Raw genomic sequence first — 12,343 nt, forward strand, 5'->3', positions numbered from 1 at the left:
CTGATGCGCGGCGCGTTCCCCGGGTTAGTGCGCCTCGGCCCAGTTGGCGCCCTTCCCTGCATCGACAACCAGTTTGACATCCAGCCTGACCGCGGGATCGGACGCGCCTTCCATCACATCGCGCGCGATACGGATCGTTTCGTCCACAGCGTCTTCGGCCACTTCGAACAACAATTCGTCATGCACCTGCAGCAACATCTTGGCGGGCAACCCCCTGATCGCTTCCGGCATCCGCACCATAGCGCGGCGGATCACGTCCGCCGCCGTGCCCTGAATCGGCGCATTGATCGCCGCGCGGCGCGAAAACCCGGCATGCGGCCCTTTGGCGTTGATCTCGGGCGTATGGATTTTGCGCCCGAACAAGGTCTGCACATAGCCATGCTCTTTGGCAAAAGCGACCGTGTCATCCATGTATTTCCGTATCCCGGGGAACCGTTCGAAGTAGCGGTCGATAAAACCCTGCGCCTCGGCTCTTGGGATACGCAGATTGCGGGCCAGACCAAAGCCTGAAATTCCGTAGATCACACCAAAGTTGATCGCCTTGGCCTGACGGCGAATATCCGGTGTCATTTCGTCCAGCGGCACGTCGAACATTTCGGACGCGGTCATGGCGTGAATGTCCAGCCCATCAGAAAACGCCTGTTTCAAGGCGGGGATATCGGCAATATGCGCCAGAATCCGCAGTTCGATCTGACTGTAGTCCAGACTGACCATCACATTTCCCGGCTCGGCGATGAACGCCTCGCGAATGCGCCGCCCTTCCTCGGTCCGCACCGGAATGTTCTGCAGGTTCGGATCGGTCGAGGCCAGACGGCCCGTATTGGCCCCGGTGATCGAATATGACGTATGCACCCGGCCTGTATCCGGGTTGATATGGGTTTGCAGCGCGTCGGTGTAGGTCGATTTCAGTTTGGACAACTGCCGCCAGTCCAGAACGCGGCGCGGCAGTTCGTGCTCGGTCGCGAGATCCTCCAGAATATCGGCCCCAGTCGAATACTTCCCGGTCTTGCCCTTTTTGCCGCCCTCAAGCCCCATCTTGTCGAACAGGATTTCGCCCAGCTGGGCAGGAGAACCGACGTTGAAATTCTCTCCCGCCAGTTCGTGAATATCAGCCTCTAACCCGGCCATTTTCTGTGCAAATGCATTGGACATTCGGCTCAGAACATCGCGGTCGACCTTGATTCCATGCATTTCCATTTCGGCCAATACCGGGACCAGCGGGCGTTCCAGCGTTTCATAAACCGTCGTCACCTGAACCTGATGCAGTTGCGGCTTGAACAGCTTCCACAGGCGCAAGGTTATGTCCGCATCCTCGGCGGCATAAGCCGTCGCCTCGTCAATCGGCACCTTGTCAAAGGTAATCGCCGATTTTCCGGACCCCAGCAGCGGTTTGATCGGGATCGGTGTGTGGCTCAGATACCGTTCGGACAGCGTATCCATGCCATGACCGTGCTCTCCGCCATGCATGGCGTAGGACATCAGCATCGTGTCATCGATCGGCGAAACGTTGACACCATAGCGCGCAAAGATCTTGGCATCGTATTTCATGTTCTGCCCGATTTTCAGGATCGAAGGGTCCTCGAACATCGGTTTCAGCAGAGTCAGAGCCTCATCCAGCGGCATCTGCCCCTCGGCCAGTGCATCCGAACCGAACAGATCATCAGCGGATCCATCGCGGTGCGTCAGCGGAATGTAACAGGCCTCGCCCGCCTCCACGCACAGCGATATGCCAACAAGACCGGCGATCATTTCATTGAGGCCGGTGGTTTCGGTGTCCACGGCGACCCAGCCGCGTTCATAGCCTTGATCGATCCATTTCAGAAGCGCGCCTGCGTCCCTGACGCATTCGTATTTCGACGCATCGAACGGAACCGCTTCGGCTTCCTCAACCTCGGCGGCAGGCGCGGGCGCATCGACAATGACCGGAGCCTCGGCCCCCAGCTTGTCAGCAATACGCTTGGTAAGCGTCCGAAATTCCATCTCGGCCAGAAAACCCAGCAGAGTTTCGGCATCCGGGTCCTTCACCTCCAGATCGTCCAGCGAGAAATCCAGCGGCGTGTTTTCGTCCAGTTGCACCAGTTTCTTCGACAACTCGATCTGGTCACGCTTCTCGATCAGGGTCTGGCGGCGTTTGGGTTGTTTGATCTCTTCGGCCCGGTCCAGCAGGGTTTCGAGATCACCATACTCGTTGATCAGCAGCGCTGCGGTCTTGACCCCGATCCCCGGCGCGCCTGGCACGTTATCCACACTGTCCCCGGCAAGCGCCTGCACATCCACCACGCGCTCCGGCCCGACGCCGAATTTTTCGACTACGCCATCGCGGTCGATACGCTTGTTTTTCATCGCATCCAGCATCTCGACCCCGTCACCGACCAGTTGCATCAGGTCCTTGTCAGAGCTGACGATGGTCACACGGCCCCCCGCCGCACGCGCCTGAACGGCCAGCGTTGCGATGATGTCATCCGCCTCATAACCCTCCAGTTCCTTGCAAGCGATATTGAAGGCGCGCGTCGCTTCACGGGTCAGAGGCATCTGCGGGCGCAGGTCTTCGGGCATTGCCTCGCGGTTGGCCTTGTACTGATCGTAAAGATCATTCCGGAACGTGTGCGAACCCTTGTCGAAGATCACCGCCACATGAGTCGGCGCATCCGGCCCGGCGTTCCCTTCCACATATTTCTGCAGCATGTTGCAAAAGCCCGACACAGCACCGATCGGCAAGCCATCGGATTTCCGCGTCAGCGGCGGCAGCGCGTGGTAAGCCCTGAAAATAAAGGCCGATCCATCGATCAGATGCAGGTGACACCCTTTTCCGAAATTGCTCATGCGCGCTCTCCCTGTCGGTCACGGATGGTTCTGCCACAGGGGCGCTCGGGTGGCCAGTCAAGAAGGTGATCTATCTGGCGCAGATATGTCGACCTACGCTGTGCTGAATGCCCTGCGTGCCTTGTCCCAACGCAACCCCGTGCGATCTGCGATCATCTGCATCTGCTTGTTCAGCGAGCGATCATTCAATCGGCGGTTCAGCGTGCGCAAGGGAATGAGGTTACGTTCCCCGTACCCATCAATCAAAAGAAACATGCGGACCTGACCACGCAGCCCGTAGACGATGTTCTGTTCGTGGATATCGCGCCCCACGATCTGATATTCGAACAGCTTTTGAACAAATCGATTGAGGTCGGCCAAGACTTCCTCGGTCAGCTTGTGCTGCTCACACATCCACAACAGATGTTTTGCCAGTTTGGAGTCTCCGGATTGAACACGCTCCACCACAACCCCCGGCCCGACATCCGTCTGTACGACGCCAAACGACCGCGCCAAAGGCAGTTGCGCAATGTCCTCACCGCTTTTCAACGCGGCTTTCAGCTCACACTCGATCTCTTTCAGGGCGTTGCGATATGCGGTGTCCGGCATGATCCGCCTGATCAACCGCTTGGAAAAGGAACGGTTTCGACGTGTTCGCGGGCGCGTTACCTTGATCAACAGGTCAGGCTGGCCCGGATACGCGTATACGTTTCTGTGGCCGCCTTTTGCCAAGGGCTCCTGATCCGACAGGTGCAAAAGCTGTACTGCACAAAGCATCCGGCCTCCGTTCTGCGCGGCACGTGTCACGCTGTCAGCTTGATGCCTCGCTGCCAGACAGCACGTATTTGCAGTCGCAATAGGGGCATTCAACCCAGCCGGTATCCTCGGGGATCTGCAACCAGACGCGCGGATGGCCCAATGCCCCCTCGCCGCCATCGCAGGCGACACGAGCGGTTTCGACGATCTTGGTTTCCGGCGCTTCGATGGTCACGGCTGGCGATCCTTCTTCGGTTGTCGGCCTCGCGGGCATGTATTAGTTGCGTTTATGAGCGATGAGCAAACCGGGGGCAAGAGCCACATGAGCGATGCGGCAATCAGGATCGAAGGGTTGCGCAAGACCTATCGCGGCGGCAAGGGCCAGCCCGAAAAGCAGGCGCTGAAAGGTATTGATCTTACGGTTCCGCGTGGATCGGTTTTTGGTCTGCTGGGACCGAACGGGGCCGGGAAGTCCACCCTGATCAATATTCTGGCCGGGTTGGTGATAAAATCCGCGGGCAACGTGTCGATCTGGGGCTTTGATCAGGATCAGCATCCCCGCCAGTCGCGGGCGGCCATCGGCGTGATGCCGCAGGAATTGAACCTTGACCCCTTCTTCACACCGCGCGGCGCTTTGGAGGTTCAGGCAGGTCTATATGGTGTGCCAAGGGCGCAGCGCCGCAGCGATGAGATTCTCGAACTGGTTGGCCTGAGCGACAAGGCCGAAGCCTATGCCCGCACCCTGTCGGGTGGTATGCGGCGGCGGTTGTTGCTGGCCAAGGCACTGGTCCACCACCCCAGGATTCTGGTTTTGGATGAACCGACGGCGGGCGTGGATATCGAACTGCGCCAGATGCTTTGGGCCAATGTCCGAAAGCTGAACGAGCAGGGCATGACCATTATCCTGACCACGCACTACCTGGAAGAAGCGCAGGAGATGTGTGACGAGATCGCCATCATCAACCATGGCGAAAAGATCGCGCAGGACAGCACCGCGAACCTGCTGGGCCGCATGGACAGCCGCACCATGGTGATCGTGCCGGACAACCCGGTCGCCGACCTGCCCGCGACGCCGGGGGTTGAGGCCACGCTGCGCGAAGATGGCAACCTTGTCCTTCAGTATCGAAGCGCCCAGACCAGCGCCGAACAGGTTCTGGAATCGGTGCGCGCGGCCAATATTCGTATCCGCGATGTCCGTACCGAAGAGGCCGATCTTGAGGATGTGTTCCTCGCGCTGACGTCCAGCCGCACGGATGATCCCCCGGCTGCCGATCAGGACCAGCCGCGCCGGGGCATGCATCGGGTCAAGCTTTAGGCCCGGTCTATCCGCGCCTGATAGCAGTTGTTTCGTGCAGACCGGACGTGGATATATGCAACGTCCGGGCGGGTGAAAATCTCCGTGACCTTTTTACTGATCTGATCCGTTGCGGTGATCGCGCCGGTGCCATAGACGATCCGGTCGTCCTGCCCGTAGCCCTTGATCAGATAGTCGGGCGATGTGGTCAGAATCTCGGGCAGCGCTTCACCCCCGTACTGCTCGCACGGGGCGGCACATAAGAAGATCGGGCCGGTTTCGGCGTATGGATGTGTCTCTAAAAATGGCCGATGTGCCAATATCAGCATTTCCTCGCCCTCAGGAATGTTCTTCAGACAGTGTCGGCAGGGATTCCCAGCCCCGGTGGAAACAACACGTTCCGGGGTGGCGCCGTAGGCATCCGGTCCTCCTTTCTGAAGGGCGCGTACATTTTCGGTCGGTAATGCGGTGATTTTGAACATTTCGGGTCTCCTTTTGGCAACCATGCCCGTGACCTCAAGCCTAGGCGACCCGTTTCCTGCGCAAAGGACTCGAAAAAGAACAAAACGTGAATATAATATGGAATCGCCATGTATGCCGAACTGTCGATCACATCGAATTTCACCTTCCTCACCGGGGCTTCGCACCCCGAGGAGTACATGGAACGTGCCGTCACCCTGGGCCTGCCCGCCATCGCGATTGCCGATGACAACTCAGTCGCCGGCATCGTCCGCGCCCACACGCAGGGACGCGAGATCGCCCGCAAGGTGCGTGAACGGCTGGAGTGGGAGGCGCAGAACACCTCGATCGGCCCGCCCTGCCCCGATCACATCCCCAAACCGCCCTCTTATCCGGTCCATGCAGTGCCACGCCTGATCCCGGCGGCGCGGCTGATCTTCACCGACGCGCCCACCGTCACCGCCCTGCCCCTGAACCGGCAGGGGTGGGCCAACCTGTGCCGTATCCTGTCGGCAGGTCGTCTGCGCGCCGAAAAGGGCGACTGCATCCTGCATCTGTCAGACCTTTTGGAATTCTCCGACGGTCTCCACCTGCTGCTCTGGCCACAGGCGATCCGGTCCCGGGGCGGCGCGGACGCATGGCGGACACAGGCGCAACAGCTGACGCGCCGTTTTGCCGGGCGGATACACCTGTTGATGCACCCCCGATATGATGGCGCGGATAGCGCATATTTCTCTGTGTTAGAGACTGAATCAAAGCAACTTGACCTCCCCACACTCGCCAGCGCCACACCGATGATGCATCACGGTACACGCCGCAAGCTGGCCGATGTGGTGACCGCCATCCGCCTACGCCGCAAGGTCGACGAACTGGGCCGCGATGCGCTGGCCAACGGGGAACAGCGCCTGCGATCCGAGGCCGAGATGCTGCGCATTTTCAAAGGATATGAGGGTGCCGTCGCCCGGGCCCATGCGCTCAGCGAACGGCTCACCTTCTCGCTGGATGAGTTGCGCTATGAATATCCCAGTGAGGGCAGCGAACAGGAAACCCCGACCGAGCGTCTACACCGTCTGGCGCATGAAGGGCTGAAATGGCGCTATCCGGCAGGCGCGTCGGAGAAGGCGCAAAACATGCTGGCGCATGAGCTCACCCTGATCGGCAAGCTGAAATACGAACCCTACTTCCTGACCGTCCGCGACATCGTCCATTTCGCCCGCTCCCGCAGCATCCTCTGCCAGGGGCGCGGGTCTGCGGCCAATTCGGTGGTCTGTTTCTGCCTCGGCATCACCGAAGTCAGCCCCGAGATGGGCACAATGGTCTTCGAACGTTTTGTCTCGGAAGCCCGCGATGAGCCCCCCGATATCGACGTGGATTTCGAACATGAACGCCGTGAAGAGGTGATTCAGCACATCTATGACCGCTACGGTCGCGAACGCGCAGGCCTCTGTGCGACGGTCGTGCATTATCGCGGCAAGCGCGCCATACGCGAGGTCGGCCGCGCCATGGGCCTGACCGAAGACACCATATCTGCGCTCTCGTCGCAGCTCTGGGGATTCTTCTCAGCTGCCGGGCTCGAGGCGCACCGGATGCGCGAAATCGGCCTCGATCCCGAAGATCGACGGCTAAAACAGACTCTAATGTTAGTGTATGAGATCGATGGCTTCCCCCGCCACCTGTCACAGCACGTGGGCGGGTTCATCATTACCGAGGGGCGGCTGGACGAACTTGTCCCCATCGAAAACGCCACCATGGAAGGCCGTACGGTTATCTGCTGGGATAAGGATGACATCGATAGCCTGGGCATCCTCAAGGTCGATGTTCTCAGCCTCGGGATGCTGACCTGTATCCGCAAGGCGTTTGATCTGATCGGGCAGCATCATCAGACCGATTACACATTGGCCACCCTGCCGCCCGAGGATCCGGCGGTTTATGACATGCTGTGTGTGGCCGACAGTGTGGGCGTGTTTCAGGTGGAAAGCCGGGCGCAGATGAACTTTCTGCCGCGGATGAAGCCGCGCAAATTCTATGATCTGGTGATCGAGGTCGCCATCATCCGCCCCGGCCCCATTCAGGGCGACATGGTCCATCCCTATATCCGGCGGCGGAATGGCGAAGAGCCGGTTGTTTTCCCGTCTGATGCGTTGGGTGAGGTGCTGGGCAAGACCATGGGCGTGCCGCTGTTTCAGGAACAGGCGATGCAGATCGCCATCGTGGGCGCGGGTTTCACCCCGGAACAGGCCGACCGATTGCGCCGTTCACTGGCAACATTCAAGAAACATGGCAATGTCAGCGAATTCCGTGCGCTGTTTCTGCGCGGTATGAAGCGCAACGGCTATGAGGATGATTTTGCCGAGCGTTGCTTCTCGCAGATCGAAGGCTTCGGCTCTTACGGGTTCCCCGAAAGCCACGCGGCCAGCTTTGCGCTGCTGGTCTATGCCTCGGCCTGGATCAAATGCCACCATCCGGGCATTTTCGCCTGCGCGCTGCTGAACTCGCAGCCGATGGGATTCTATGCCCCGGCCCAGATCGTGCGTGATGCGCGCGAGCACGGGGTTCAGGTCCGCCCGGTTTGCATCAATGCCAGTTTCTGGGACAATGTGATGGAACCCGATGGCCATGGTGGGTTGGCCCTGCGGCTGGGGTTCCGCCAGATCAAGGGTCTCAGCGAGGAAGACGCCAGTTGGCTCACCGCCGCGCGCGGCAATGGCTATCATCAGGTCGACGATGTCTGGCGTCGTGCGGGCCTTGGCCCCTCGGTGATCGAACGCCTGGCCGAGGCCGACGCCTTTGCCGCCTGCGACCTGACCCGGCGCGAAGCGCTGTGGCAAGCCAAGGCGATTGCGACCGCCAAACCTCTGCCACTGTTCTCGCAGGATCTGGAGGGCGAGGCGCTGGATGAGCCCGAAGCCTACCTGCCACAGATGACATTGGGCGAGCAGGTGGTCGAGGATTACGTCGCCACCCGTCTCAGCCTCAAGGCGCATCCGGTGGCCTTGCTGCGGCACCTGCTGACGCCGGGCCAGCGCGACAAAACCACCCCTGTAGCCTGACCAGATAACCGGATATTGACCAAGAACAGAGTCGAATCCCAGGATCGTCATGACCCGCCCCACCCTACCCCCACGCTTTCCGGCGACACCGGACCAGATCAACGCGCAAGTCCGCGCTTTCTATGCACGTGTGCGCGAGGATGTCGTACTTGGCCCGATCTTTGCCAACCATGTCGACGACTGGCCCGCGCATGAGGAAAAGATCGCCGCCTTCTGGCGCAATGCCATCCTGTTTGAGCGCAGCTATGACGGTAACCCGCAGCGAGTCCATATCGAACGACCCGATGTGAAACCCGAACTTTTCGCCCGCTGGCTCGACCTGTTCGAAGAAGTCGCCACCCAAACGCTACCGCCTGAAACCGCCACGCCGTGGGTCGCATTGGCTCGTCGCATCGGTGTGGGGATGAAGGCCGGGGTGCAATCGGCGCGCCAGCCCAAGGACGCGCCGCCGATCCTGCAATGACCTCAGATCATGGCGGCTTTGCCATGTTAGCGGTATAATAGGGGCTATCCGCCCCCGGAAAATGTGTTTAGTCAAAGGGAAAGCCAGCCCGAGAATTCATCCGGGCTGCCGCGTCGATCGCAACCACACCGACCCACGACCCGAGGCCAACTGATGAGCACTCAAAACTCCACCCTTCGGGGACTTGGCTACGCGTTTCTGGGCTTTGCGGTCTTTGCCAGCCATGACGCGCTGATCAAGGTCCTGGGCGGCACCTATTCGGTGATGCAGATCATCTTTTTTGCCACGCTGTTTTCCTTTGTCCCCATGGCTGTCACGATCCTGACCGACCGGACGACAGGAAACTTTGTACCCCACCATCCATGGCTGGTCCTGTTGCGGTCCGGACTGATGGTCACGGCCATGTCCTGCGCATTCTATGCCTTCTCGGTCCTGCCGCTGGCCGAGGTCTATTCGCTGCTGTTTTCCTTCCCGCTGATCGTAACGGTCCTGTCGATTCCGATTCTGGGCGAAGTGGTCCGCGCGCAACGCTGGGCCGCGGTCGGCGTGGGCCTGATCGGCGTGCTGATCGTTCTGCGCCCGGGCACAACGGATATCACGCTGGGCCATCTGGCCGCCCTGACGGCCGCCTTCTGCAGCGCCTTTGCCTCGGTCCTGGTACGCAAGATCGGAAACGAAGAACGCTCGGCCGTTCTGATCCTCTACCCCATGCTGCTGGCCATCGTTGTGATGAGCCTCGCCCAACCGGCGGTGTACCTGCCCCCATCGCTGCTGCACCTGGCGATGATGGCCCTTGTCGGCGTTTTCTCGGTGATCGCACAGCACCTGATCATCATGGCCTATCGCGCCGCCCCCGCCGGCGTTGTTGCACCCAGCCAGTACAGCCAGATCATCTGGGCCACGATATTCGGCGTGGTCTTCTTTGGCGAACAGCCTGACGGCTGGGTCGCTGTCGGCGCCAGCATCATCATTGCATCAGGCGTATTCGTGGTCTGGCGCGAAAGCCGGTCCAATACCACTTCGGTTAACACTCCGGTTTTGCGGGTCCGATCGCCAAGGTCGGATACGGGTGCGTCGAGACCCGGGGAGTAGCGCCACCGCGCACATGAATCTTTACCTGTCTTTGGGCCTGATCTTCAGGCCTCCGTTTACGCCTGCCTCTTCAAATTTTCCTGTCGCGCGAACAAGATCACTCAAGCGTCCGAACCCGTATGATCGCGTGTCGAAAGAGGGGTAATTCTTGAGCAGTTGATTTCCGAGCCAGCCAAGCTCAGCCCATCCGTCGGGTTCTGCAGATTTGAGCACAACATTCCGAATGAGTTGAGAGGCGTGGTTGATTTCCTTTATTGGCGCCAAGTTCTTTCCCTTGGTGTCGCTCGCAGCCTGCGGTTCATCCTTCTTGATGTTTTCGATTGAAATGTAGCGGTTGCACGCTGCCTTGAATGCCCAAGGTGCCTTCTCCTCGCCAATCCCGAACACGCTTAACCCCTGTTCACGGATGCGACTGGCAAGCCGCGTGAAATCGCTGTCCGAGGATACTAGAACGAACCCGTCGAACCGGCCCGAATGTAAAATGTCCATCGCATCTATCACCAGGGCGATGTCTCCGGCATTCTTCCTAGCAGTGTTGGCGAACTGCTGATGAGGAACGATGGCGTATTTCGCCAGTTTCTCTGCGCTCCATCCCTGTGGAGTGTCACCCGAGAAATCTCCGTAGATCCGGCGCAGACTGGCTTCACCCAATGTAGCGACTTCCTCGAAAATCTCGACAACATGCTTTGCCGGAACATTCTCCGCATCAATCAGAACCGCCAGCCGGTCCGTACTCATTGTCGTCACTTCAATTCCTCAAATCAGAATTTAATTTGTAATGAGGAATGTATGCACGAAAAGAGGCGGGAAAATGCCCGCCCCGTGATTTTTTAATCTGATCAGTAAACTACGACCGACCGGATACTCTCACCCTTATGCATCAGGTCAAAGCCGTGGTTGATGTCGTCCAGACCCATGGTGTGGGTGATCATCGGGTCGATCTCGATCTTACCTTCCATGTACCAATCGACGATCTTGGGCACGTCGGTCCGGCCACGCGCACCGCCGAAGGCCGTGCCGCGCCACGAACGCCCGGTGACCAGCTGGAACGGACGGGTCGAGATTTCGGCCCCTGCAGGTGCCACGCCGATGATGATCGATTCACCCCAGCCCTTGTGCGCCGATTCCAGCGCCGCACGCATCACGCCAACATTGCCGGTGGCGTCAAAGGTGTAATCCGCGCCGCCTTTGGTCAGATCAACCAGATAAGGTACAAGATCGCCTTCGACTTCGTTCGGGTTCACGAAATCGGTCATGCCGAACTTGGTGGCCATCTCGACCTTGGACGGGTTCAGGTCGACGCCAACGATCTGATCAGCCCCAGCCAGACGCAGGCCCTGAATCACGTTCAGGCCGATACCACCCAGACCAAACACGATAGCACGGCTGCCGATTTCGACCTTGGCGGTGTTGATCACCGCGCCGATGCCGGTGGTCACACCACAGCCGATATAACAGATCTTGTCGAAGGGTGCGTCCTCGCGCACCTTGGCCAGCGCGATTTCCGGCAGAACCGTGTGGTTCGAGAAGGTCGAACAACCCATGTAGTGCAGGATCGGATCGCCATCCAGCGTCGAAAAGCGCGAGGTGCCGTCGGGCATCAGGCCCTGACCTTGCGTGCTGCGGATCGCCTGGCACAGGTTGGTTTTGGGATGCAGACAGTATTCACACTCACGACATTCCGGAGTGTAAAGCGGGATCACATGGTCGCCCGGCTTCAGGCTGGTCACACCCGGACCAACCTCAACCACAACACCTGCGCCTTCGTGGCCCAGAATGGCCGGGAACAGGCCTTCGGGGTCAGCACCTGAAAGGGTGAATTCGTCAGTATGGCAGATGCCGGTGGCTTTGATTTCAACCAGAACCTCGCCCGCCTTGGGGCCTTCAAGGTTCACGTCCATCACTTCCAAAGGTTTGCCCGCCTGAACGGCAACGGCGGCACGGGTACGCATGGTGTTTGTCTCCCTGTCTTAAATTGCCCCGACCCTGCGTCAATTGCAGAGCGTTTTCAACTGCGCTTTGATGGCAAATTGGCTAATTGTTTGATATTGCAGAAACGACATTGTCAGAAAGAGGAACGCCAATGCTTCGATTAATCCCGCTTGTGATCCTTCTGGCAGCCTGTACCGACACCAGCATTCCCGAAGATGTCGCCGCCACCCCCCAAGCCGCTTCGGTGGAACTGGCCTTTTGCAAGGGGGAACCCTTTGCCGATTCCGTTGGCCAGCCGGTCTCGAGCATTCAGGCGGATCTGCCCGAGCGAGCCCGTGTACTGGGCCCGGATGACATCGCCACACAGGATTACCGCATCGACCGGCTGAACGTTTACGTGAACGGGGCCGGGATCGTTCAGCGGCTGGCCTGCGGGTAGGGGTCGGACTCGACTCTGGCATCGATTCTCAGATAAGAACAAAATGAGAACATTTT

General features: G+C 59.4%; 11 protein-coding genes. 5 read left to right on the plus strand and 6 right to left on the minus strand.

Going from position 1 to position 12,343, the window contains the following annotated elements:
* Window positions 1–24: 24 nt before the first annotated feature.
* The 3 genes from polA to ACR1XU_RS10090 form a co-directional block, all read right to left on the minus strand.
* Window positions 25–2,823 carry a DNA polymerase I gene (gene polA, locus ACR1XU_RS10080; protein WP_480906173.1) on the minus strand — a complete coding sequence of 933 codons (2,799 nt, stop codon included), beginning with the start codon at window positions 2,821–2,823 and terminating at the stop codon, window positions 25–27.
* Between the two features lie 93 nt (window positions 2,824–2,916).
* Complete coding sequence (locus ACR1XU_RS10085; protein WP_480906176.1) at window positions 2,917–3,579, minus strand: YrbL family protein; 663 nt, start codon at window positions 3,577–3,579, stop codon at window positions 2,917–2,919.
* A gap of 34 nt (window positions 3,580–3,613) precedes the next feature.
* Complete coding sequence (locus ACR1XU_RS10090) at window positions 3,614–3,793, minus strand: zinc-finger domain-containing protein (RefSeq protein ID WP_170612878.1); 180 nt, start codon at window positions 3,791–3,793, stop codon at window positions 3,614–3,616.
* 87 nt (window positions 3,794–3,880) lie between these two features.
* Between ACR1XU_RS10090 and ACR1XU_RS10095 the strand changes: the two genes are divergently transcribed.
* The gene (locus tag ACR1XU_RS10095; protein WP_170619097.1) at window positions 3,881–4,873 is read left to right on the plus strand and encodes an ABC transporter ATP-binding protein; all 993 of its coding nucleotides are present in this window, start codon (window positions 3,881–3,883) and stop codon (window positions 4,871–4,873) included.
* Here ACR1XU_RS10095 and ACR1XU_RS10100 read toward each other — a convergent pair.
* Window positions 4,870–5,334 (minus strand): DUF1203 domain-containing protein, encoded by a 465-nt coding sequence (locus ACR1XU_RS10100; protein ID WP_170612876.1) that lies wholly within the window; start codon window positions 5,332–5,334, stop codon window positions 4,870–4,872. The genes ACR1XU_RS10095 and ACR1XU_RS10100 overlap by 4 nt on opposite strands.
* A 108-nt stretch (window positions 5,335–5,442) precedes the next feature.
* Here ACR1XU_RS10100 and ACR1XU_RS10105 point away from each other — a divergent pair, with 108 nt between their 5' ends.
* The 3 genes from ACR1XU_RS10105 (at window position 5,443) to ACR1XU_RS10115 (ending at window position 9,916) form a co-directional block, all read left to right on the plus strand.
* On the plus strand, window positions 5,443–8,361 hold the full coding sequence (locus ACR1XU_RS10105; protein ID WP_480906179.1) for an error-prone DNA polymerase: 2,919 nt from the start codon (window positions 5,443–5,445) through the stop codon (window positions 8,359–8,361).
* A gap of 49 nt (window positions 8,362–8,410) precedes the next feature.
* On the plus strand, window positions 8,411–8,824 hold the full coding sequence (locus ACR1XU_RS10110; RefSeq protein ID WP_170807083.1) for a group III truncated hemoglobin: 414 nt from the start codon (window positions 8,411–8,413) through the stop codon (window positions 8,822–8,824).
* A 153-nt stretch (window positions 8,825–8,977) separates the two neighbouring features.
* On the plus strand, window positions 8,978–9,916 hold the full coding sequence (locus ACR1XU_RS10115; RefSeq protein WP_480906182.1) for a DMT family transporter: 939 nt from the start codon (window positions 8,978–8,980) through the stop codon (window positions 9,914–9,916).
* 21 nt (window positions 9,917–9,937) lie between these two features.
* On the opposite strand, the gene ACR1XU_RS10120 is transcribed toward ACR1XU_RS10115, so the two are convergent.
* Window positions 9,938–10,654, minus strand: a complete 717-nt coding sequence (locus ACR1XU_RS10120; RefSeq protein WP_480906185.1) for an NYN domain-containing protein — start codon at window positions 10,652–10,654, stop codon at window positions 9,938–9,940.
* A 101-nt stretch (window positions 10,655–10,755) separates the two neighbouring features.
* Entirely contained in the window at window positions 10,756–11,868 is a 1,113-nt protein-coding gene (locus tag ACR1XU_RS10125; protein WP_170612866.1) for an S-(hydroxymethyl)glutathione dehydrogenase/class III alcohol dehydrogenase, read from the minus strand.
* Between the two features lie 131 nt (window positions 11,869–11,999).
* Between ACR1XU_RS10125 and ACR1XU_RS10130 the strand changes: the two genes are divergently transcribed.
* Entirely contained in the window at window positions 12,000–12,287 is a 288-nt protein-coding gene (locus ACR1XU_RS10130) for an I78 family peptidase inhibitor (protein WP_480813739.1), read from the plus strand.
* Window positions 12,288–12,343: the final 56 nt, after the last annotated feature.

Source organism: Ruegeria sp. D1(2025) (assembly GCF_056536425.1).

What these genes read in the sequence shown, in the direction of transcription:
- ACR1XU_RS10120 (WP_480906185.1), bottom strand. Translation starts at nt 10,654, where the DNA reads ATGAGTACGGACCGGCTGGCGGTTCTGATTGATGCGGAGAATGTTCCG.
- ACR1XU_RS10100 (WP_170612876.1), bottom strand. Translation starts at nt 5,334, where the DNA reads ATGTTCAAAATCACCGCATTACCGACCGAAAATGTACGCGCCCTTCAG.
- ACR1XU_RS10115 (WP_480906182.1), top strand. Translation starts at nt 8,978, where the DNA reads ATGAGCACTCAAAACTCCACCCTTCGGGGACTTGGCTACGCGTTTCTG.
- ACR1XU_RS10110 (WP_170807083.1), top strand. Translation starts at nt 8,411, where the DNA reads ATGACCCGCCCCACCCTACCCCCACGCTTTCCGGCGACACCGGACCAG.
- ACR1XU_RS10095 (WP_170619097.1), top strand. Translation starts at nt 3,881, where the DNA reads ATGAGCGATGCGGCAATCAGGATCGAAGGGTTGCGCAAGACCTATCGC.
- polA (WP_480906173.1), bottom strand. Translation starts at nt 2,823, where the DNA reads ATGAGCAATTTCGGAAAAGGGTGTCACCTGCATCTGATCGATGGATCG.
- ACR1XU_RS10130 (WP_480813739.1), top strand. Translation starts at nt 12,000, where the DNA reads ATGCTTCGATTAATCCCGCTTGTGATCCTTCTGGCAGCCTGTACCGAC.
- ACR1XU_RS10125 (WP_170612866.1), bottom strand. Translation starts at nt 11,868, where the DNA reads ATGCGTACCCGTGCCGCCGTTGCCGTTCAGGCGGGCAAACCTTTGGAA.
- ACR1XU_RS10105 (WP_480906179.1), top strand. Translation starts at nt 5,443, where the DNA reads ATGTATGCCGAACTGTCGATCACATCGAATTTCACCTTCCTCACCGGG.
- ACR1XU_RS10085 (WP_480906176.1), bottom strand. Translation starts at nt 3,579, where the DNA reads ATGCTTTGTGCAGTACAGCTTTTGCACCTGTCGGATCAGGAGCCCTTG.